A 22009-nucleotide genomic window follows, 5' to 3' on the forward strand; every position below is an offset into this window, starting at 1 on the left:
GGGCGCGCTGGTGCAGGCGGGGTGGATCGCATCCTATGGCTAACGCGTTCGTCGCGGCGTTCGAAATCCTGAGCTTTGGCGCGATCATCGTCCTGATCGTGCTGGGGCTCGGGATCATCGCCAGCATGATGGGCATCTTCAACTTCGCGCAGGGCGAGTTCGTCCTGCTCGGGGCCTACATCACCTATCTCGCCCATGCCAAGGGCCTGCCGATCTGGGCCGGCATGGTCGCCGCGCCCTTCCTGGTCGGCGCGCTCGGCTTCGTGCTGGAGGCGCTGATCATCCGCCGCTTCTATGCCGCGCCGATCGTGGCGATGCTCGGCACCTACGCGCTCGGACTGATCATCCGCGAATCCGTGCGCGGGCTGATCGGCGGCTTCTATCTCACGGTGCCCGAGCCGATCGGCGGCTCGATCGACATCGGCACCATGCACATCTCGGCGTGGCGCTTCACCATCATCGTCATCACGCTCCTGGTGATGGTCGGCTGCTATCTGCTGCTGTCGCGCACCAGCTTCGGCCTGCGCATGCGGGCCACGCTGGAGAATCCGTCGCTGGCGCGTGCGTCAGGCATTTCCACGCCGCTGATGTACGGCGCCACCTTCGCCTTTGGGTCGGCGCTCGCCGGCCTTGCCGGTGCGCTGATCGTGCCGGTGTTCAGCCTCTACGCCGATCTCGGCATCCGCTTCCTGATTCAGGGCTTTGTCGCCGTCATGGTCGGCGGTGTCGGGTCCTTCATTGGCCCGGTCGCCGGTGCCGGCGTCATCGGCACGCTTAGCGCCGCGCTGCCGTGGATCATGGCGCCCGTGGTCGCCGATGTCCTCGTCTTCGTTCTCGCCATTGCCTTCATCAAATTCCGCCCGCAGGGCCTCATCGCTGGAAAAGGGGTTTAGTCATATGTTCGATCGTCAACTCTCGCGTCGCCGCTTCTTGTCCAATTTTGCCTTCGCCTCCGGTGCCGTCGCGACCGGCGTCGGCAGCTGGGTGATCCCGGCGCCCTGGGCCAATGCTGCGGAAGCTCCCATCAAGGTCGGCATCGCGACCGACCTCACCGGCCCGATCGCCTACGCCGGCAATGCCGACGCCAACGTCGCCAAGATGGTGATCAAGGACATCAACACCGCGGGCGGCCTGCTCGGCCGTCCGCTCGAGCTCTACATCGAGGACACCGCGTCGAATGAATCGGTCGCGGTCGGCAACGTGCGGAAACTGATCCAGCGCGACAAGGTCGACATGGTGCTGGGCGGCATCACCTCGTCGATGCGCAATGCGATCAAGGACCCCATCGTGGCGCGCGGCAAGACGCTCTACATCTACCCGCAGCTCTACGAAGGCAAGGAGTGCACGCCCTTTCTATTCTGCACCGGCCCGACGCCGGCGCAGCAATGCGACGAGTTCATTCCCTGGCTGATCAAGAACGGCGGCAAGAAGTTCGCGCTGCCGAGCGCCAACTATGTCTGGCCGCACACGCTCAACGTCTATGCTCGCAAGGTGATCGAATCCAACGGCGGCGAGGTCGTGTTCGAGGAATACTATCCGCTCGACCAGATCGACTTCTCCTCGACCGCCAACCGCATCATCTCCAACAAGGTCGACGTCGTCTTCAACACCGTCATCCCGCCGGGTGTCGGCCCGTTCTTCAAGCAGCTCTATGAAGCGGGCTTCCTCAAGAATGGCGGTCGTCTTGCCTGCGTCTACTATGACGAGAACACGCTCAACATCAATCAGGCCAACGAGATCGAGGGCCTTGCGAGCTGCCTCGACTATTTCAAGGTGCTGACCAAGGAGAACCCGTTCGACGCCAAGATCCAGGCGGCCTACGAGAAGGATTTCCCGGGCAACTTCCTGTTCGCCGCCGGCAGCGCGGCGACCGGCACCTATCGCGGCCTGAAGCTGTGGGAAGCTGCGGTGAAGGAGGCCGGCAAGATCGACCGCGAATCGGTCGCCGCCGCGCTCGATCACGCCAAGATTGCCGAAGGTCCGGGCGGGCCGGCCGAGATGGTGCCGGGCAAGCGGCACTGCAAGATGAAGATGTACACCGCGGTCGCCAAGGGCGGGAATTACGAGATCGTTGGACGCAGCGATGGTCTCGTCGATCCCAAGGAATGCTAAGCTCGTATGTCGAAGTCGATGAGCGCAGTGAAACAGGCGATCCCCGCCGAGCTCGGCGGGGAGACGGACGTCGCAATGACTGAACGCGTAGCGATCGCCCAGGCTGTCGCCGGTCGAAAAGTCCTGCCGGTCGTGGAGGGCGTGGTGCTCGTCGCCGCGCTGCTCGCGCCGCTGGTGCTGCAGGATTACCTCACGGTGTTCGCGACGCGCGTGGTCATCCTGGCGCTGTTCGCGCTGTCGTTTGACCTGGTCTGGGGCTATGCCGGCATCATGAGCTTCGGCCAGGCCCTGTTCTTCGGTTCGGCTGGGTATGGCGTCGCGCTGCTCGCGCGCGACCTCGACATCACCAACATCTTCCTGGTGCTGCCGGCAGGCACGCTGATCGGCCTCACCTTCGCGCTGCTGCTCGGCGGCTTTCTGCTGCTGGGCCGGCATCCCTCCAGCGTGATCTTCGTGTCACTCGGCACTCTCACGGGCTCCTACGCCGCCGACCGGCTCGCGCGCGGCTGGTATTATCTCGGCGGCCAGAACGGCATTCCCTCGATTTCATCGATGACGCTCGGCGGCTACGAATTCTCGGAAGGCCCGGCGTTCTATTACCTCGTTCTCGGCATCCTGATCGTCGTCTATCTGCTCTGCCGTTTCCTGGTGCGCTCGCAGTTTGGCCTCGCACTCGCGGGCTTGCGCGAGAACGAGCAGCGCATCGCTTTCTTCGGCTACAAGGCGCAGCACCTCAAGGCAATCATCTTCGCGATCGGCGGTGCCATCGCCGGACTTGCCGGCAGCCTCTATGCCTTCCACGAAGGCTTTGTCTGGCCCAATATGGTCGGTGTCGTCGTCTCGACGCAGGTCGTTCTTTACGTGCTGTTCGGCGGCTCCGGCACGCTGATCGGCGCCGTCATCGGCACCGTCATCGTCGAGGGTGTCAGCTTCTGGCTGTCGGACAACTACCGCGATATCTGGCCGATCATTCTCGGCGTGTTGCTGCTGCTGGTGATCCTGTTCCGGCCGCTCGGGCTGATCAGCTTTGTGCTGGGCGAGCGCGAGCGGGTCGGCAGCTTCAGTGCCAAGCGGAAGGAGAAGCGAAATGCCGCTCCTTGAAGCCGCGGGCATCTCAAAGATCTTCGGCAAGCTCACTGCGCTCGACGGCGCCGCGCTCACCGTCGGCGAGAACGAGTTTCATGGCCTGATCGGCCCGAACGGCTCCGGCAAGAGCACGTTGATGAAGTGCATCGCCGGCGCGGAAGTCCCGACGCAGGGCAAGGTGAGCTTCGTCAACACCGACATCACCGCGTTCACGCCGACCGAGCGTGCACGCGCCGGCATGAGCCTGAAATTCCAGATCACCTCAGTCCTGCCGTCGCTGACGCTGTACGACAACATCCTGCTCGCGCTGCAGGCGCAGTCCTCGCTGCTCGATCTCGTGTTCTCGCGCACGCGCGGCGCGCTGCATGGTCAGGTCATGACCATGCTGACGCAATTCCGCCTCGCCGACCGCGCCTTCGACGCGGCGGCTGCACTGTCGCACGGCCAGCAGCAATGGCTCGAGATCGCGATGGCGCTTGCGGGCAAGCCAAAGCTTCTGCTGCTTGACGAGCCAACCGGCGGGATGAGCCTGGAGGAGCGCCGCGTCACCGGCGAATTGCTGCAGCCGATCAAAAAACATTGCTCGCTCGTCATCGTCGAGCACGACCTCGATTTCATCCGCGACATCTGTGATCGGTTGACCGTGCTCGACCAGGGCAAGGTGCTGGCATCGGGCACCGTGTCGGAGATCCAGGCCAACTCATCCGTCCAGGAGATTTATTTGCGCCGTGCCTGAATTTTTGGACATCAAGCATCTCGACGCCGGCTATGGCCGCAGCCAGGTCCTGTTCGACGTCAACCTCGGCATTCCCTGGCGCGGCGGCGTCGCCGTGCTCGGTCGCAACGGCGCGGGCAAGACCACGCTGATGAAGACCATCGTCGGCGAGCTGCCGGCGTGGAAGGGCGAGGTCGGCTTCGACGGCCGCGACATCAGCCGCCGCCGCCCCGAAGAGCGCGTCCGCGCCGGCATCGGCTACGTGCCGCAGGAGCATTCGGTGTTCGCGCGCCTGTCGGTGCGCGACAATCTCGCGGTCGGCTCGCTCTTCAACAAGGATGTCAGCGCGGTCGACCGCGTGCTGGCGATCTTTCCGAAGCTCGGCCAGCGCCTCGACCAACCCGCCGGCACGCTCTCCGGCGGCGAGCGCAAGATGCTCGCCATCGGCCGCGCCATGTTAGGGGATCCAAAGCTGCTGCTGCTGGACGAGCCGACCGAGGGCGTCTGGATCGGCGTGATCGAGGAGATCACCGAGCGCCTGATCGAGCTCGCCAAGAGCATCGCCGTCATCATCGTCGAGCAGCATCTCGACCTCGCGCTGCGCGTCGCCGACTACGCCTACGTGCTGGATCGCGGCCGCGTCGCGCTGCAAGGCGCGGCGGGCGAGGTGAGGGGCAATCCGGAGCTGATGCGGTATCTGGCGCCGTAGGGTTTGGCGAGGCGCGCCGCTCTCGCCCAGAACTCAGTACGCCGCGGCTTATCGGTTCAAAAACTGCTGTCTCTGGAATACTGGATCGCCCGCTTTCGCGGGCGATGACGGCGGAGTTCGTTTCGAGAGCGAAGCCGTCCTTATTTCAACGCGCCAAAGCGGCTGTCGAACGAGTTGGACGACACCACGGGTGCAGCGCCGGCCATCTGGCCGCTGTCGCCCGCACCATCGTTCACCGACGGCTTCAGCGCGGGCCGCGTTGCGGCGACCTTGGTCTCCGCGGGCTTTGCCGGCTCGGCGGGCCTGGCGGCAACGGCCGGCTTATCCTTTGGGGTATCGCGATGGACGAGATGGGTCACCGCGGCCTTCAGCTTGGAGGCCGTGCTCGGCGCTGCGGGGGCCGGGGTCACGGAGGCGGTCGCTTGCGGCGGCGGCGTGGTCGCCGTGGTGTCGGCGGTGCTGAAGCCCATCTTGCGGCCGATATTGGAGAAGAAGCCGCCGGATTTTTCGGCAGGCTGAACCGAGGCGACGCGTGTGTTGGTCGCGGGCGCGCTGACGGCGACGACCGGCTCTTCCTGCGGCGCGGAGGCGGCCGGCTCGAGGTTCGGCTTCGGCGGGTTGACGGTGCCGGGGATTGTGCCCGGCGCCTTCGACATCGCCAGCATCTGCAGCGTATTGCCTTCGGCGCCTTCCGACAGGCCGGTCGAGCCTTCCGGAATCTTGGCTGCGAAGACCTTGTTCATGCCGCCGTCGATGCCGGTGTTCATGCGCGCCACCGGCGTGCCGCGGGCGACGAGCTTGCTGTACTCGGCCTCGTCGCGCTGCTCCTTCTCGCGCACGGCGCTGGCGATGTCTTCGGGGATCACGTAGGCCGGGCACTTGGCGGAGGCATCGAACACGGGATCGCGCTTGGCGTCGGGCGCCTTGGCCGCGTCGAACACGTACTTCTTCTCGCAGAAGTCGACCTTCGGCTCCTGCCGCGTCACCTCGAAATGATCATAGCCTTCCTTGATCATCTTCCAGAAGGCCATGTTCGGATTGTTGCGGTGCTTGGCCATGTTCACCGGCGTCATCCTGAAAGGATAGGCCTGGAACTGGAACGCCTTCTGGCCGCCGAAGAAAGATTCGCGGCCGAGCGAATAGATCTCAGCGATCTGCTCGTCCGTCATGGCGTAGCAGCCGCGTGACGAACAATCGCCATGCACCATCAACTGCGAGCCGGTGCGCCCCAAGGCGCGGTCGAACGCGTTGGGGAAGCCGGTGTTGAACGAGAGGTAATAGGCCGACTGCGGATTCATCTGGCTTGGATTGATCGAGTAGAATCCTTCCGGCGCCTGGCGGTCGCCTTCCCGCACCTTCGGTCCGAGATCGCCCGACCAGCGGCAGATCGGATAGGTCTTGAGCAGCGCAAACTGGCCTGATCGGGTCTGCTTCCAGATCTCGAGCTCGGCTTCCTGTTTGAACAGGCGGATCAGGATCGGCGAATTCAGATCCATATCTTTCTCGCCCATCGCGGCGATGAGCTTGGGCGAGACCGGCTGATTGGCCTTGGCGTTGGTCGCCAGCGACACCTGATCGGTATCGCAGCCGGCGAGCACGATGCTGACGGCAAGCGCAACCGAAGCCAAGAGCGCGCGAGCAAGCGAACGAGAATTCAAGATGGACCCCACAACGTGCCGGGCGGAAGCGCGAACCCCGATTTGTGGAGCTTGGCCTGACCGGACAGCCGGACTTTTTCAGACCAAACCCCAGCGCTTATGCCCTGAAGCCATTGATTAAAATTCTAACCTCCGCCCCTTGAGGTCGCAACCCGACCGGGGATCACGAGCCCGTTGGCGCGGCGGCGTGGTCAACAGAGACTTAAACTGGGCCGGAACTTGGACTTTGCAGTCGAACCGGTACTGAGATCGCCGATTTGGGCAAAAAAAGGGTTAATGCGGGGTTACCGGGCCACCAAACCGTCATTCCGGGGCGCCCGAAGGGCGAACCCGGAATCTCGAGATTCCGGGTTCGATGCTGCGCATCGCCCCGGAATGACGATGAATCAGCCCAGTTTCCGGCCGATATCGAGGAATTTCTGCCGGCGCTGCTTGCGGATGGCCTCGCCGTCCATGCCGCGGAGCTCGTCGAAGGCCTTGGCGATCGCGTCTCCGGTGGTGGCGATCATGGCGGCGGGGTCGCGATGGGCGCCGCCGACCGGCTCCTTCAGGATGCTGTCGATCACCCCGAAGCGCAGCATGTCCTGGGCGGTGATCTTCATGTTGTTGGCGGCTTCCTGCGCCTTGGAGCCGTCGCGCCAGAGGATCGAGGAGGCGGCTTCCGGCGAGATCACGCTGTAGATCGCGTGCTCAAGCATCAAGACCTTGTTGGCGGTAGTGATGGCGATGGCACCGCCCGACATGCCTTCGCCGGTGATGATGGCAACGTTCGGCACTGTCAGCGCCATGCAGGCATCGGTCGAGCGTGCGATCGCTTCAGCCTGGCCGCGCTCTTCGGCGCCGATGCCGGGATAGGCGCCGGCGGAATCGGCCAGCGACAGCACCGGCAGGCCGAACCGCTCGGCCATCTCCATCAGCCGCACGCATTTTCGATAGCCCTCGGGGCGCGCCATGCCGAAATTGTGCTTGATGCGGCTCTCGGTGGAATCGCCCTTTTCCTGGCCCATCACGCAGATGGCTTCGCCGCGGAAGCGGCCGAAGCCCGCGACCAGTGCCTCGTCCTCGCCGAACTTGCGGTCGCCGGCGAGCGGGGTGAATTCGGTGATCAGGCCCTTGATGAAGTCGTTGAAATGCGGCCGCTGCGGATGCCGCGCCACCAGCGTCTTCTGCCAGGGCGTCAGGTTTTGATAGAGGTCGGCCAGCGCCTGCGCGGCCTTGTCCTCGATCCGGCCGATCTCCTCGGCGATGTCGGTGCCGGAGGCAGCGAGCGTCCTGAGCTCATCGACCTTGGAGTCGAGCTCGGCGACGGGCTTTTCGAAGTCGAGATAGCTGCGCATCTGGTCTGGCATCGTTTCAATATAGGGGGACGGGACGACGAGGCGAAGCGAGGCTGGCTTCAGGAAAAGAAGTTTAGCTTCTTCAAGGGGTTGACCTGTGCGCTCTCGGGAGCGCGCCAAATCAAGGATAAGGCCACGGCTCTTTCTGCGGAGATGTGGCCGAAGTCAAGGCGGATTAGCCCGCCGCGGAGCGGTGGCGGCTACTTCTCCGCCAGCGGATGCAGGTCGCGCACCAGGCTCTTCAGCCGTTCCTCGACCACGTGGGTGTAGATCTGGGTGGTCGAGATGTCGGTATGGCCAAGCAGGGTCTGCACGATGCGCAAGTCGGCGCCGTTGTGCAGCAGGTGGCTCGCGAACGCGTGCCGCAGCACGTGCGGAGAGACCAGCCGTGCTTGCAGTCCCGAAGCGACCGCGAGCTCCTTGAGGTCGCGGGCGAAATGCTGCCGCGTCAGATGCCCGCTCTCGCCGAAGGAGGGAAACAGCCATTTCGTAGCGGCGAGGCTGCCCTTCTTCTCGCCCTTGGAGGCTTCCGTCGCACCGAGATAATCCGCCATCGCCTGCCGCGAGGCCTCGTTGAGCGGCACCAACCGTTCCTTGTCGCCCTTGCCGCGCACCACGATCATGCGGGCGTCGCGCTTGGCCGCCGTGCGTGGCAGCGACACCAGCTCGGAGACGCGCAGGCCCGTGGCGTAGAGCACCTCGAGCAGACAATAGAGCCGCAACGCCCGCAGCCGCTGCGAGGGCGAAGCGTCCGCCGCCTCGCTCATCTCCTTGGCGCGGCGGAGCATGCGGTCGACATCCGAGATCGACAGCACCTTCGGCAGGCCGCGGCCGCGCTTGGGGCCAGACAGGATCGCCGCGGGATCTTCGGTTCGGATGCGCTCGTTCAGCAGGAAGCGGAACAGGTGCCGCATCGCCGACAGCCGCCGCGCGACGCTGGAGGATTTGAAGCCGCGCGCATCGAGGTCGCCGAGATAATCGCGCAACGTCTGCGTCTCGGCGTCCACAAAGCTGTGGCCAGCTCGGGTCAGAAACTCGGAAAAATCGGTGAGGTCGCGCCTGTAAGCATCGAGCGTGTTGGGCCCGGCACCCTGTTCCGCCGCGAGCATGTCGAGGAACAGGCCGGTGAGCTTGGCGTCGGAGGGCTTGACGTTGGAGGGCTTGGCGGAGGATTTGCGCATGCCCTTCAGGCTAGCTCCTATTTCTTGAGAAACTTATCCGGCGGGATCGTCACCGTCATTTCCCGCGGCTTCGGATTGACGAAGTTGGCCAGCGCGAACACCACGCCATAGACGATGCCGGCGATCACGGCGACGACCGTCAGGAAGCGGAACAGGCTGGGCATCGGGCAAGGTCTCGATACGGGTCTTGAACGGGCAAATTAACCAATGAAATCATCCAACATGTTCGCCGGGTCATAGCAAGAGTCCTCTGGCGAGGGCCCCGAGGGGGTCGTATAGGTGGCCGGGATGCCGCCTTTGGCGGCAGTTTGAGCGAGATCCAATCGAGCCAATAATGTCCGACGCCGAGTTGCCAGTACAAGCGAGCCCTGAGGCCGACATCCTGTCGGCACTGGGCGGGCGTTCGATCGTGCTGGTCGGCATGATGGGCGTCGGCAAATCGACCATCGGTCGCCGCCTGGCGGCGCGGCTCAAGCTCACTTTTGTCGATGCGGATACCGAGATCGAGGCGGCGGCCGGCATGACCATACCGGAGATTTTCGAGCGCCACGGCGAGCAGCATTTCCGCGACGGCGAAGCGCGGGTGATCGCGCGCCTGCTGGAGGGCGGGCCGCTGGTGCTGGCGACCGGCGGCGGCGCCTTCATGCGCGAGGAGACGCGGAGCCGCATCGCGGCGAAGGCGATCTCGATCTGGCTCAGGGCGGACCATGACGTCATCATGCGGCGGGTGCGCCGCCGCGCGGACCGTCCGCTGCTGCAGACTCCGGATCCCGAAGGCACCGTGACGCGCCTGCTCACCGAGCGCGAGCCTGTTTACGGCAAGGCCGACCTCACCATCGCCTCGCGTGACGTGCCGCATGACAAGATCGTCGAGGAATGCATCGAGACGCTGCACGCGTATCTCTGCGGTCCACCATCAGCCGATATCGCGAGTGCCGTTCGATGACCGCGCCTTTGAAACATTCCGATCCCGTCAATGTCGACGTCGCGCTCGGCGATCGCGCCTATGACATCGTCATCGGCCGCGGCGTGCTGTCTTCGCTCGGTGAGCGGGTCGCGGCTTTGCGTCCCGGTGTGCGCACGGCCATCGTCACCGACCGCACTGTCGCAAAATACTGGCTCGAGCCCACGGAAGCCTCGCTCGCCGCCGCCAGCATTCCGACCTCGCGCGTCATCGTCGAGGAAGGCGAGATCTCCAAGACCTATGCCGGCCTGGAAAAAGTCAGCGAAGCCCTGATCGCCGCCAAGATCGAGCGCAACGATCTCGTCATCGCGCTCGGCGGCGGCGTCGTCGGCGATCTCGCCGGCTTTGCGGCTGCGATCCTGCGTCGCGGCGTCGATTTCGTGCAGGTGCCGACCTCGCTGCTGGCGCAGGTCGATTCCTCCGTCGGCGGCAAGACCGGCATCAACTCGCCGCAGGGCAAGAATTTGCTCGGCGCCTTCCACCAGCCGGTGCTTGTCATCGCCGACACGGCCGTGCTCGACACGCTGTCGCCGCGGCAATTCCGCGCCGGCTATGCCGAGGTCGCAAAATACGGCGTGCTCGGCGACGAGGCCTTCTTCACCTGGCTGGAGAAGAATCACGCTGACATCTTCAAGGGCGGCTCCGCGCGCGAGCATGCGATCGCGACCTCCTGCCGCGCCAAGGCCGGCGTCGTTTCGCGTGACGAGCGCGAGACCGGCGAGCGCGCGCTGCTCAATCTCGGTCACACTTTCGGCCACGCGCTGGAGGCCGCGACGGGTTTTTCCGACCGCCTGTTCCACGGCGAGGGCGTTGCGATCGGCATGACGCTGGCGGCGCAGTTCTCGGCCAGGCTCGGCATGATCGGCGAGGCTGATGCGGCCCGCGTCGAACGCCACCTGATCGAAGCCGGCTTGCCGACGCGCTTGCAGGACATCGCCGGCTTTGCGCAGGAGGGGCTCGCCGATGCCGACGCGCTGATGGCGCTGATGGCGCAGGACAAGAAGGTCAAGCGCGGCAGGCTCACCTTCATCCTGCTGCAGGCCGTCGGGCGCGCCGTCATTGCCAAGGACGTCGAGCCGACCCCGGTGCGCGACTTCCTGAAGGACAAGCTCGCGCAAAAGGCTTGATGCGCGGCGGAACGATCAAAGCGTTTTCGAGCGAAGTGGATACCGGTTCGCGTCAAGAAAACGCGTCAAAAGAAGAGCTTTGAGAGTCTCATGGATTGGCTCGGCTTCACCATCGTCGTCATCTGCCTGCTGGTCTCGGGCTTCTTTGCCGCGAGCGAGACCGCGCTGACCGGCGCCTCGCGCGCCAGCATGCTGCGGCTCTCCAAGCAGGGCAATCGCGACGCCGACGTGGTCTCGCGGCTGCTCGACATGCGCGAGCGCCTGATCGGCGCGCTGCTGCTCGGCAACAACATCGCCAATATCACCGCCTCGGCGCTTGCGACCTCCATCTTCACCGCCTGGTTCGGCGATGTCGGCGTGCTCTATGCCACCGGCGTGATGACGGCGCTGGTCGTGATCTTCGCCGAAGTGCTGCCCAAGACCATCGCCATCAATGCGCCGGACCGCATGGCGCTCGCGGTCGCGCGCCCGATGCGGCTGACGATGTATGTGCTGGGTCCGTTGCTTCGGGTCGTCGAAATCATCGTCCGCATGTTGATGCGCGGCTTCGGCCTCGCCGGCGAGCATCAGGCGATCCTGTCGCCGACCGAACGCCTGCGCGGTGCGGTCGACCTGTTGCATCACGAGGGCAAGGTCGAGAAGCAGGACCGCGACATGCTCGGCGGCCTGCTCGATCTGCGCGAGCTCCAGGTCTCCGACGTCATGATCCATCGCACCGAGATGATGATGATCAACGCCGATCTGCCGCCGGAGGAGCTGGTGCGTGAGGTGCTGGCGACCGAATACACCCGCATCCCGCTCTGGCGCGAGAAGCCGGAAAACATCATCGGCGTGCTCCACGCCAAGGACCTCCTGCGCGCGATCCGAGCCTCCGACGGCGACACTTCGCGCATCGACGTCTCCACCATCGCGCTGCCGCCCTGGTTCGTGCCGGAGATGCGCCCCGTGTCCGAGCAGCTCAAGGCATTCCGCCGCCGCAAGACCCATTTCGCGCTCGTCGTCGACGAATATGGCGAAGTCGAAGGTCTCGTGACGCTGGAAGACATTCTGGAAGAGATCGTCGGCGACATCTCAGACGAGCACGACGTCGTCGTCGCCGGCGTGCGCGCCCAGCCGGACGGCTCCGTCGTGGTCGACGGATCGGTGCCGATCCGTGACCTCAACCGTGCCATGGACTGGCGCCTGCCGGATGGCGAGGCAACCACGGTCGCAGGCCTCGTCATTCACGAGGCGCGCTCGATCCCCGACCGTGGCCAGAGTTTTACGTTCCACGGCTTCCGCTTCCGCGTGCTCCGCCGCGAACGCAACCGCATCACCGCGCTCCGTATTTCACCGGTCCCGCGCGAGGCCGAGATGGAAGAGGCAAAGCCGAGACGGGCGGGGACGTCGTTCTGATGCATGGTCGGTGTCATCGCCCGCGAAAGCGGGCGATCCAGTACGCCGCGGCAGCTCGATTCTAGCCGCGCCGTCTCGGAGTACTGGATGCCCCGCTTTCGCGGGGCATGACAGCGGTTAGCCTTCCCCCGGCGCCTGCGCGTGGATCGCCAGCGCATGCACGCCGCCGGAAAGTTCCGCAGCCAGCGCCGCATTTATCATGCGATGACGGTCGACCCGGCTCTTCCCTTTGAAGGCTCCAGACACAATATAAACGCAAAAGTGCGTCTCGCCGCTCGGCCGATGGCCGGCATGGCCCTCATGCAAATGTGACTCGTCGACGACTTGCAGGCTTTCCGGCGTGAAAGCTTCCTGCAACTTGTTGCTGATAATGTCGCTCATAGCCATGTGTGTGTGCCATTCAGGTGCAGAGACGCACTCCGTTATTTGCCGGGTTCGCAGCTAATTGCAATGTCAAGACTTGAAGGTTTTTGCATTGCGTAGTCAAAGTCAGCCATGCCGATCGATTCATCAAAGTTCTTCGACTCCATCCGTGTGAAGCCGCGGGGCAAGCAGGCCGAAGTGAAGCCGCGCGACACCGCGGTCGGTTGCGAGTGGGCCGGGTGTCAGAACAAGGGCGCGCACCGCGCGCCGAAGGGCCGTGATAACCAGCGCGAGTACTGGCACTTCTGCCTGGACCACGTCCGCGAGTACAATCAGAACTACAATTTCTTCTCCGGCATGAATGCCGACGCCGTCGCGCGCTATCAGAAGGATGCGCTGACCGGCCATCGCCCGACCTGGAAGATGGGCGCCAATGGCGGCAAGAAGGGCGCGGAAGCCGAGATCGATATGGCGTCCGATCCGTTCAGCATGTTCAGCGAGATCAACGGCCGCGCCAACTGGCGCAAGGGGCCGGAGGCCGAGCCGAAGGCCGAAACGCGCAAGGTCATGAATGCCGAGCGCAAGGCGCTCCAGGTCATGGGCCTCGGCCCGAATTCCAAGCTCGCCGACGTCAAGGCCAAGTACAAGGCCCTGGTCAAGCAGCACCACCCCGACGCCAATGGCGGCGACCGCTCCACCGAGGATCGCCTGATCGAGATCATCAAGGCGTATAATTATCTCAAGACGGTGGTGCGGGAGGCCTGAGCCTCCCGGCATTCTCTGGCGTCGTCCCGGCTTTCGCCCCATGGAATCTACGATTTCGGAATGCTGAGCGCCATCGCGTCTCAGCCATCCGTCATCACGCCACAAACGCCTCCGGCATTGCCCCCACATAAGACGAGCTCGGCCGGATCAATCGTCCCGTCCGCTGCTGCTCGCGTGCATGGGCGGTCCACCCTGCCGCGCGCGCCACCGCGAAGATCGGCGTGAAGGCCTGCCGCGGGATTGCCAGCGCATCGAGCAGGATCGCGGTGAAGAACTCCACATTGGTCTCCAGAGGCCGCTCCGGGTTCTTCTTGCGCAGCGCTGCGCGGATATAGGCTTCGACCTCGCCGGCAAACGGCAGATCGGTGCCGTTGGAGGCGAGCGCCTCGACCGCGGTCTTCAGCACATCCGCGCGCGGATCTCGCACGCGATAGACGCGGTGACCGAAACCCATCATCCGCTCGCCGCGCGCCAGCGCGGCATCGACCCAGGGCTGGATGCGCTCGCGCGTGCCGATCGCATCCAGCATTTCCAGCACCGGCTCCGGTGCGCCGCCGTGCAGCGGACCGGTCAGCGCGCAGTAGCCGGCGGTGACGGCCGCGAACAGATTGGCTTGCGTTGAGGCCACGACGCGCGCGGTGAAGGTCGAGGCGTTCATGCCGTGGTCGCTGGCGGTGACGAGATAAGCATCCAGCGCAGTCACCTCGCGAGCCGCGGGCGAGCGTCCATGCAGCATGCGCAGCGTGTCGGCGGCGTGGCTGACGGTCGGATCAGGCGCGATCGGCTCCAATCCCTTGGCGCGCCGGACCAGCGCGCCCGCGATCACCGGGAAGGCGCCGACGATGGTCGCCTCGTGCTCGAGCCCGTGCTCGGCGCGCAAGCCGGCGACCGCCGCACGAAAACCGTCGATGATGCCCATGCCGCGCGTTGCCGGCAGCAATTCGTCCAGCCGCGCGAATGCCCGCTCGCGCGCCGCGCCGAGGCTCGCCCGGACATTGGCTTCGGTGAGGGTGGTCTTGCTCGCGCCGTTCCAGAGCCGGGCGGTGACGCCCTCGAAGCTCGAGACGGCGGCGAGGCGGCCGACATGCTCGCCGGCGATGATCAACTCACCGCGCTCGCCGTCGACGTGGCTCAGCACGGTTTCGGCCGCGGGGACGCCGTCCAGACCGATCTGGCTTTTGGTGAGGTGGATGTTCATGGACCAAATCTCCCTTTTTGCACTGCACCAGGAGAAAATCGGCCCTCTCGACAGATTGATCAATCTTGATTACATAAATCAATATGAATATTTCCGAAGAGCTCTACCTCTCTGCCCGGGAAGCCGCCGCCGAGCTCGCGATCTCACCGGCCACCCTCTACGCCTATGTCAGCCGCGGCCTGATCCGCTCCGAGCCGACGCCGGACTCGCGCAAGAACCGCTATCGCGCCGAGGACGTGCGCGCCCTGAAGGAGCGCCGGGTGCCATCGCCGGAGCCGCGCGGCCTGCGCAGCTTCGACGCGGACCTGCCTGTCATGGACACGGAGATCTCGACCATCACGGAGGAGGGCGCGATCTATCGCGGTGTGAACTGCATCGATCTCGCCGAGAACGACACGCTGGAGCACACCGCAACGCTGCTATGGGATGTCTCCGACGTCGATCCCTTCGCTCCTGACAATCAGCCAAAGATCTCCGACGAGATGCGCGCGATCGCGCAAGCCGCGCGCCGCGCCGCGCCGATCGACCGCGCCATTGCCGTGCTCGCGCTCGCGACCGGCGCCGATTCCCGTGCCTTCACCCGCGCACCCGATGGCCGCGCGCTGGTCGGCGCGCGCATCGTTCGGCTCCTTGTTGCCACGATGCTGAATTCCGAGCCGTCATCCGATCCGCTGCATCAGCAGATCGCGCGCGCCTGGGCGCCCGACAACAAGCACGCGCCTGATTTGATCCGCCGCGCGCTGGTACTGCTCGCCGACCACGAATTGAACGCGTCGACCTTCACCGCGCGTTGCGCAGCCTCGACCGGACTCAATCTCTACGATGCCGTGATCGCCGGTCTCGCTGCGCTGAAAGGCCCGAAGCACGGCGGCGCCGGCGTGCTGGCCTCGCAGCTCGTCAAGACGCTGGTCGACCGCGATGTCGAGCCGATGGTGCGCGAGCGCGTGGCGCTCGGCGAGCGCTTTCCGGGCTTCGGCCATGGCATCTACAAGCGCGGCGATCCCCGCGCGCAATCGCTGCTGAACGCGCTGGCCCGCGCCGGCGCGCCGCGCAAATTCACCAAAGAGGTGCCGGAGCGGATCGCGGAGGCGACCGGCGAGTTCGTCAACATCGACTATGTGCTGGCTGTGCTCGTCCACGCGCTGCGCTTGCCTGCAGGCAGCGAGCTAGCATTGTTCGCGATGGCCCGCAGCGTCGGCTGGATCGCCCATTCCAGCGAGCAATTGCAGTTCGGCAAGTTGATCAGGCCGCGGGCAAGGTATGTGGGACCGGCGCCGGGGCGGCGGACGACAAATCCAGGGGCCGTCGTCCCGAACCAGCGAGCAAAGCGAGCGCCGATTCAGGACCCATAGTCCCAGGGTGGTTTGGCGAAGGCTCGGGATTGCCAATTTCGCCACACCATTCCCGGGAGCAATGAAGCCTGGTCTTCGCCACGACGACGGATGTGGGCGCCTTACCCCCGCGCCTTCGCTGCTGCCACGCCGCCACCGTGCCTTCTCCGGATGGTCCAGATCGCCAATCCCACCACGATCGCAACACCGATCACGCTGAACATCCAGATGTGCTTGCCGATATGCTCATGGTGCGGCAGCCCGGCATATTCATGCAGGGCCGACACCGCCAGTACACCCGGCAGCACATGGGCGGGCGCCCAGACCAGGATCGCCGGGATATTGACCGCGTAGAATTTCGCCGGCGTCATCCCGAGCGCACCGGCTGTGATGGGTACGAAGGCGCGGATCGGCGGCACGAAGCGGGCGAAGAACACCGCCCAGGTGCCGAAGCGATGGAAGAAGGTCTCGCTCTCCTCGACCACACGCGGATATCTGGTCAGCGGCCAGGTGTTGAGGATTCCGCGCTGCTGCCGGTGCCCGATCCAGTAGGCCGAACCGTCGCCGATCACGGCGCCGACGGCCGCCGCGAGCAGCACCCATTGCAGTTTCAACTCGCCGCCCGGGATGAGGGCGCTCAGAGCCAGGATGATGGTCGAGCCCGGGATGACCGATCCCACCACTGGGACAGCTTCGAGAAGCGCCGCCAGGAACAGGGTCAGATAGGCCAGCCACGCGTGGACTGAGACGAAAGATATCAGCGGATCAAGGAAAGAAGTCACGAGGTCTCTGTAGCGGGCTGGAGCATTCGGGTTCAGACCCTTACACAAGTAAGCAGAGGCGACGAAAGTGCCATTCGCTTGGGCAGGGCGCCTGCCCGGCGCGAAATTTGGGCGAGATTTGCATTGCAGCCTTCCAAAAATCGCGTTCCTTGCCTATCTAAATGAAAAGACAACGGAACTTTGATTGTGGGGCGGGCTTCTGCCGGCACGTTGTCTCTGATAGGTTCGCAGCCGCACCCAGCCGCAGCCAACGTGCAAATAACTGGTCTCGGGATCGCCCGGGACCTCGGAGGATTGATGACGACCGCCGCGATGTCCAAAGTTGAGGAAGTTTCCGGTTTGCCCGACATGAAGGTGTCGGTGCGCCAGGTGTTCGGGATCGACAGTGATCTCGAAGTGCCGGCCTATTCCGAAGTCGATCCTCACGTTCCTGAAGTCGATTCCGACTACCGTTTCGACCGCGCCACCACGCTTGCCATTCTCGCCGGCTTCGCTCGCAACCGCCGCGTGATGGTCACCGGCTATCACGGCACCGGCAAATCCACCCATATCGAGCAGGTCGCCGCCCGCCTGAACTGGCCCTGCGTGCGCGTCAACCTCGACAGCCACATCAGCCGTATCGATCTCGTCGGTAAGGACTCCATCGTGGTCCGTGACGGCAAGCAGGTCACCGAGTTCCGCGACGGCATCCTGCCCTGGGCGCTGCAGCACAACGTCGCGCTGGTGTTCGACGAATACGACGCCGGCCGCCCGGACGTGATGTTCGTGATCCAGCGCGTGCTCGAAGTCTCCGGCCGCCTGACGCTGCTCGACCAAAACAAGGTGATCAAGCCGCACCCGTCGTTCCGCCTGTTTGCGACCGCCAACACGGTCGGCCTCGGCGACACTTCGGGCCTCTATCACGGCACCCAGCAGATCAACCAGGGCCAGATGGACCGCTGGTCGATCGTCACCACGCTGAATTACCTTAGCCACGACGAGGAAGTGGAGATCGTGCTGGCGAAGGCCAAGCACTATCGCACCCAGGAGGGCCGCGACATCGTCAACAAGATGGTTCGCCTCGCGGATCTCACCCGCAACGCCTTCGCCAATGGCGATCTGTCGACGGTGATGAGCCCGCGCACAGTGATCACATGGGCCGAGAACGCCGATATCTTCGGCGATATCGGTTTCGCCTTCCGCGTCACCTTCCTGAACAAGTGCGACGAGCTCGAGCGTCCCCTGGTCGCCGAGTTCTACCAGCGCTGCTTCAACGCGGAACTGCCGGAATCGGCCGTCAACGTGGCGCTCAGCTGATATCTCTCGCGGCATGTCGTCCCGAAGGCCGGGACCCATACCGCGAGGTCTCTCGATGAAGCGACGCTGATAGTTTTCCCTGACGCACCAACCGTCGGTGGCTATGGGTCCCGGCCTTCGCCGGGACGACGGTGAGATCGAGATGAGCACGCCCTCCAACTCCAAATTCCGCAACACCAAGGAAGCGCCGACCGAGCCGTTCAAGCGTTCGGTCGCGTCCTGCCTGAAGGCGATCGCGAAGTCGCCCGAGCTCGACGTCTCCTTCGCGGCCGAGCGTCCGGGCCTTGCGCCGGGCAAGGCGCGGCTGCCGGAGCCGGCGCGCAAGATGACCAAGCGCGATGCTGCGATCGTGCGCGGCCACGCCGATTCCATCGCGCTCAAGATCGCCTGTCACGACGCCAAGCTGCATCGCAAGCTGATGCCTGGCAATCCGCAGGCACGCGGCGTGTTCGAGGCGGTGGAGCAAGCCAGGGTCGAGGCCATCGGTGCGCGCCGCATGGCGGGCGTTGCCAAGAATCTCACCGCGATGCTCGATGACCATTTCCATCGCGGCAAGTTCGACGAGATCACCGACCGTGCCGATGCACCGCTCGCCGATGCCTTGGCGATGCTGGTGCGCGAGCGCCTGACGGGCCTGGCGCCGCCCACGGCTGCAAAGAAGATGGTCGATCTCTGGCGTCCGATTCTCGAAGACAAGATCGGCAAGCGGCTCGACCGGCTCGATGGCGTGGTCGAGGACCAGACCAAGTTCGGCGATGCCGTGCATGATTTGCTGACCGCGCTCGAGCTCGGCGACGAGCGCAGCGCCGACAGTGAGGACAATGAAGACGACGACGAGAACCAGGACGGCGACAACGATCAGTCCGGCGCCGAGGGCTCGCCCGATTCCGACGCCGCGCAGGAGATGAGCGCCGACCAGGCGCAGGCCTCATCCGAGGAGATGAGCGAGAGCGCGATGGAAAGCGCGCAGGCCTCGACCTCTGACACCTTCGACGACGGCGAGCTTGGCGACGACGAGACGCCCGGCGAGGCGACGCGTCCGAACCAGCACGGCAAGAACGAGCCGCGCGGGCCGGAATATCACGCCTTCGCGCCGAAATTCGACGAGGTCATCGCCGCCGAGGACCTCTGCGACCATGACGAGCTGGAGCGCCTGCGCGCCTATCTCGACAAGCAGCTCGCGCATCTGCAGGGCATCGTCGCCCGCCTCGCCAACCGCCTCCAGAGGCGTTTGATGGCGCAACAGAACCGCGCCTGGGAGTTCGACCTCGAAGAGGGCATCCTCGATCCCGCGCGCCTGTCGCGCGTGGTGACCGATCCCTATCATCCGCTGTCCTTCATGCACGAGAAGGAGGCGACGTTCCGGGATACCGTCGTGACGCTGCTGCTCGACAATTCCGGCTCGATGCGCGGACGCCCGATCACGGTCGCCGCCACCTGCGCCGACATCCTCGCGCGCACGCTGGAGCGTTGCGGCGTCAAGGTCGAGATTCTGGGCTTCACCACGCGCGCCTGGAAGGGCGGGCAATCGCGTGAAGCGTGGCTAGCCGCCGGCAAGCCGGCCAATCCCGGCCGTCTCAACGATCTCCGCCACATCATCTACAAATCCGCCGATGCCCCCTGGCGCCGTGCGCGCAAGAATCTCGGCCTGATGATGCGCGAGGGGCTGCTGAAGGAGAACATCGACGGCGAGGCGCTGGACTGGGCGCACAAGCGCCTGCTCGGCCGGCCCGAGCAGCGCAAGATCCTGATGATGATCTCGGACGGCGCGCCGGTCGACGATTCCACGCTGTCGGTCAATCCCGGCAATTATCTCGAGCGGCATCTGCGCCACATCATCGAGGAGATCGAGACCCGCTCTCCGGTCGAGCTGATCGCGATCGGCATCGGCCATGACGTGACGCGCTACTACCGCCGCGCGGTGACGATCGTGGACGCCGAAGAACTCGGCGGCGCCATCACCGAAAAGCTCGCCGAGCTCTTCAGCGAGACCAACACCGCGCCCACCCAGCCGGCCGGTCGCCCGCGACGCAAATTGCATTCGTGAGCACACATCGATCCCGCCGCAGCTTTATAGGCCACGCGGCGGCGGGATTTTCCACTCTCGCATCGTCCCGGCTCGTGCAGGCGCAGGCAGTGCCCAAGCCGGCGCAGCCCGAGCACGCCGTCGACGCGCCCGTCAGCATCGAAGTCAACGCGCGGCCGATTCCCAGTTTTGAACCGCGCGATCGCGCGCGCGTGCGCTTCGGCTCGTTGCAATATCGCAGTGGGCTCGTCTTGACCTCGCCGCATCGTGGCTTCGGCGGCCTCTCAGGCTTTCGCTTCCTCGATGACAAGGGCGAGCGCTTCCTCGCGCTCTCGGATCAAGGCACCTGGTTCACCGGCGCCGTCCGTTATGACGGCAGCAAGATGGCCGGGCTCGACGACGTCGAGGCCGCGCCGATGCTCAACGCCGAGGGGCGGCCGATTACGGAGAAGCGGCTCTGGTACGACACCGAGTCGCTCGCCCGCGACGGCTCGCTCGTCTATGTCGGGCTGGAGCGCGTCAACCAGATCATGCGCTTCGACTTCGCCAAGGGCGGCACGCGCGCCCGCGGCGAGGTGATCGCCTCGCCGGCTGCGATCCGCAAGCTGCCGGTCAACAAGGGGCTCGAGGCTTTGGTGTTCGTGCCGAAAGGCCAACCACTTGCCGGCACGCTGATTGCGTTCTCCGAGCGCGGGCTGGATGCCGACGGCAACCTGGTCGCCTTCCTGATCGGCGGCCCGTCGCCCGGCCAGTTCGCCGTGCGCCGCACCGACAAGTTCGACATCAGCGACGCCGTGCTGCTGGCCTCCGGCGAGGTCCTGATCCTCGAGCGCAAATTTTCCTGGTTCACCGGCATCGACATCCGCATCCGCGCGATCCCCCTGAAATCGATCGCGCCGGGCGCGCTGGTCGACGGCGGCGAGCTGTTTCGCGCCGATCTCGGCCATGAGGTCGACAACATGGAAGGCATCGACGCTCACGTCACGGCCGATGGCGAGACCGTGCTGACCATGGTGTCGGACGACAATTTCTCCATGCTCCAGCGCACGCTGCTGCTGCAATTCACGCTGGTGGAGTAGGTTGAACGTCGGCGGCCCCTTCGCCGACATACAATCATGCCCCACCGCCGCGCCGTCATCGCCATGCTTCTCGCCCTAGCCGCAGCGCCGGCTTTGGCGACATCAGAGCATCAATACGGCAAGAATGAATACGCCATCATCCTCGGCGGCAAGGCGCCGAACGGAAAGTTGTCCGTTGCCGCCCATGGCGGCGGCGAAACCGGCAGCGACGGTTTTCGCATCTACCTGATGGCGGAGCCGGCGCATCGCAAGCTGATGACGCTCGACGACATCAACGACGACAACATCCTCGACAGCGCGCCGGATGCCTTCCATGCGGCGTGGTCGGCGGATTCGCGCGACGTCGCGGTGTCGTTCCGCAGCGAGCGCCACATCGTCACGCTGAACATCTATTCGGTCGACGGCGCACGCGCGAAGCTGCTCGACGGCCCTGATCTGTTCCGCGACGTCACCGGCCGCACAGTCGATCGCGTCAACGATGCCGACATGCGCACCTCAGTGCCTGATTTCACCTGGGCGGCCCCGCGTCGCTTCCATCTCACCGACTACCGCGTCTTCACGGCCGACGACACCGCGCTCGCCGACAAGCTCGGCCCGCTCGGCAAGGCCAGCAAGCGCGACGGCGGCGGCAACACGATCCAGTTTTCCGCGCAGGCGGACGGCGAGATCCTGCCCAACGGCAGGATCCGCATGGGCAAGCCGATTCCGGGAAAGTTCGAGGATTTGCCGTAGCGTGATGGGGCGGGCGTAGGCCGCGCCACAAACTCCGCCGTCGTCCCGGGGCGCGCAGCGAGCCCGCGACCCATACGCCGCAGCAGGAGTTTTGCGAAGACTCGGAGTGACCAGCCTTCGCCAAACCCAATCCTGTGGTTATGGATCCCGGGC

At 65.0% G+C, this 22009-nt stretch carries 21 protein-coding genes; 14 read left to right on the forward strand and 7 right to left on the reverse strand.

The features are described 5' to 3' along the window. The first annotated feature begins 35 nt into the window (after positions 1 to 35). The 5 genes from XI06_RS39920 to XI06_RS39940 are packed head-to-tail and all read left to right on the forward strand — an operon-like array spanning position 36 to position 4622. The gene (locus XI06_RS39920) at positions 36 to 893 is read left to right on the forward strand and encodes a branched-chain amino acid ABC transporter permease (RefSeq protein ID WP_237890917.1); all 858 of its coding nucleotides are present in this window, start codon (positions 36 to 38) and stop codon (positions 891 to 893) included. A gap of 4 nt (positions 894 to 897) precedes the next feature. Further along, a complete protein-coding gene (locus XI06_RS39925) occupies positions 898 to 2112 on the forward strand; it encodes a substrate-binding protein (protein WP_271607800.1) in 1215 nt (404 codons plus the stop codon). A 6-nt stretch (positions 2113 to 2118) separates the two neighbouring features. Continuing rightward, on the forward strand, positions 2119 to 3213 hold the full coding sequence (locus XI06_RS39930) for a branched-chain amino acid ABC transporter permease (RefSeq protein WP_237872229.1): 1095 nt from the start codon (positions 2119 to 2121) through the stop codon (positions 3211 to 3213). Continuing rightward, complete coding sequence (locus XI06_RS39935) at positions 3200 to 3934, forward strand: ABC transporter ATP-binding protein (RefSeq protein WP_271607801.1); 735 nt, start codon at positions 3200 to 3202, stop codon at positions 3932 to 3934. The genes XI06_RS39930 and XI06_RS39935 overlap by 14 nt, the downstream gene beginning before the upstream one ends. Continuing rightward, positions 3927 to 4622 carry an ABC transporter ATP-binding protein gene (locus XI06_RS39940; protein WP_237872225.1) on the forward strand — a complete coding sequence of 232 codons (696 nt, stop codon included), beginning with the start codon at positions 3927 to 3929 and terminating at the stop codon, positions 4620 to 4622. Before XI06_RS39935 ends, XI06_RS39940 begins: the two co-directional genes overlap by 8 nt. Positions 4623 to 4762: 140 nt before the next feature. On the opposite strand, the gene XI06_RS39945 is transcribed toward XI06_RS39940, so the two are convergent. The 4 genes from XI06_RS39945 to XI06_RS39960 form a co-directional block, all read right to left on the reverse strand. Continuing rightward, entirely contained in the window at positions 4763 to 6280 is a 1518-nt protein-coding gene (locus XI06_RS39945) for a L,D-transpeptidase family protein (protein WP_271607802.1), read from the reverse strand. 386 nt (positions 6281 to 6666) lie between these two features. Next, positions 6667 to 7629 (reverse strand): acetyl-CoA carboxylase carboxyltransferase subunit alpha, encoded by a 963-nt coding sequence (locus XI06_RS39950; protein WP_128949359.1) that lies wholly within the window; start codon positions 7627 to 7629, stop codon positions 6667 to 6669. A 188-nt stretch (positions 7630 to 7817) separates the two neighbouring features. After that, positions 7818 to 8798, reverse strand: a complete 981-nt coding sequence (gene xerD / locus XI06_RS39955) for a site-specific tyrosine recombinase XerD (protein ID WP_237872220.1) — start codon at positions 8796 to 8798, stop codon at positions 7818 to 7820. A 17-nt stretch (positions 8799 to 8815) separates the two neighbouring features. After that, positions 8816 to 8962: a hypothetical protein gene (locus XI06_RS39960; protein WP_035669499.1), complete on the reverse strand. Its 147-nt coding sequence runs from the start codon at positions 8960 to 8962 to the stop codon at positions 8816 to 8818. A gap of 170 nt (positions 8963 to 9132) precedes the next feature. Here XI06_RS39960 and XI06_RS39965 point away from each other — a divergent pair, with 170 nt between their 5' ends. The 3 genes from XI06_RS39965 (at position 9133) to XI06_RS39975 (ending at position 12284) form a co-directional block, all read left to right on the forward strand. Beyond that, the gene (locus XI06_RS39965; RefSeq protein ID WP_237890910.1) at positions 9133 to 9744 is read left to right on the forward strand and encodes a shikimate kinase; all 612 of its coding nucleotides are present in this window, start codon (positions 9133 to 9135) and stop codon (positions 9742 to 9744) included. After that, positions 9741 to 10889, forward strand: a complete 1149-nt coding sequence (aroB, locus tag XI06_RS39970) for a 3-dehydroquinate synthase (protein WP_237890907.1) — start codon at positions 9741 to 9743, stop codon at positions 10887 to 10889. The genes XI06_RS39965 and aroB overlap by 4 nt, the downstream gene beginning before the upstream one ends. Before the next feature lie 90 nt (positions 10890 to 10979). Next, positions 10980 to 12284 (forward strand): HlyC/CorC family transporter, encoded by a 1305-nt coding sequence (locus tag XI06_RS39975; protein ID WP_271607803.1) that lies wholly within the window; start codon positions 10980 to 10982, stop codon positions 12282 to 12284. 117 nt (positions 12285 to 12401) lie between these two features. Here XI06_RS39975 and XI06_RS39980 read toward each other — a convergent pair whose 3' ends face one another. Continuing rightward, positions 12402 to 12671, reverse strand: coding sequence for a BolA family protein (locus tag XI06_RS39980; protein ID WP_271607804.1), 270 nt, complete (start codon positions 12669 to 12671; stop codon positions 12402 to 12404). 108 nt (positions 12672 to 12779) lie between these two features. Here XI06_RS39980 and XI06_RS39985 point away from each other — a divergent pair, with 108 nt between their 5' ends. Then, positions 12780 to 13412: a J domain-containing protein gene (locus XI06_RS39985; RefSeq protein ID WP_237860100.1), complete on the forward strand. Its 633-nt coding sequence runs from the start codon at positions 12780 to 12782 to the stop codon at positions 13410 to 13412. 94 nt (positions 13413 to 13506) lie between these two features. Here the strand turns inward: XI06_RS39985 and XI06_RS39990 are convergent, their stop codons facing one another. Continuing rightward, positions 13507 to 14610 (reverse strand): citrate synthase/methylcitrate synthase, encoded by a 1104-nt coding sequence (locus tag XI06_RS39990; RefSeq protein WP_237860097.1) that lies wholly within the window; start codon positions 14608 to 14610, stop codon positions 13507 to 13509. Between the two features lie 83 nt (positions 14611 to 14693). On the opposite strand from XI06_RS39990, the gene XI06_RS39995 reads away from it, so the two are divergent. Next, positions 14694 to 15962, forward strand: coding sequence for a citrate synthase family protein (locus XI06_RS39995; protein WP_237890904.1), 1269 nt, complete (start codon positions 14694 to 14696; stop codon positions 15960 to 15962). Between the two features lie 101 nt (positions 15963 to 16063). On the opposite strand, the gene XI06_RS40000 is transcribed toward XI06_RS39995, so the two are convergent. Continuing rightward, a complete protein-coding gene (locus XI06_RS40000) occupies positions 16064 to 16723 on the reverse strand; it encodes a DedA family protein (RefSeq protein ID WP_237860092.1) in 660 nt (219 codons plus the stop codon). Positions 16724 to 17020: 297 nt separating this feature from the next. Here XI06_RS40000 and cobS point away from each other — a divergent pair, with 297 nt between their 5' ends. The 4 genes from cobS (at position 17021) to XI06_RS40020 (ending at position 21856) form a co-directional block, all read left to right on the forward strand. After that, a complete protein-coding gene (cobS, locus tag XI06_RS40005; RefSeq protein ID WP_028175820.1) occupies positions 17021 to 18019 on the forward strand; it encodes a cobaltochelatase subunit CobS in 999 nt (332 codons plus the stop codon). A gap of 142 nt (positions 18020 to 18161) precedes the next feature. Then, a complete protein-coding gene (cobT, locus tag XI06_RS40010; protein ID WP_237872213.1) occupies positions 18162 to 20066 on the forward strand; it encodes a cobaltochelatase subunit CobT in 1905 nt (634 codons plus the stop codon). After that, positions 20063 to 21124 (forward strand): esterase-like activity of phytase family protein, encoded by a 1062-nt coding sequence (locus XI06_RS40015; protein ID WP_271607805.1) that lies wholly within the window; start codon positions 20063 to 20065, stop codon positions 21122 to 21124. The genes cobT and XI06_RS40015 overlap by 4 nt, the downstream gene beginning before the upstream one ends. Positions 21125 to 21160: 36 nt before the next feature. After that, on the forward strand, positions 21161 to 21856 hold the full coding sequence (locus XI06_RS40020) for a hypothetical protein (RefSeq protein WP_271607806.1): 696 nt from the start codon (positions 21161 to 21163) through the stop codon (positions 21854 to 21856). The last annotated feature ends 153 nt before the right edge of the window (positions 21857 to 22009 follow it).

Origin of the sequence: Bradyrhizobium sp. CCBAU 11434, assembly GCF_028128895.1 — a bacterium.
Lineage (GTDB): Bacteria > Pseudomonadota > Alphaproteobacteria > Rhizobiales > Xanthobacteraceae > Bradyrhizobium > Bradyrhizobium zhengyangense.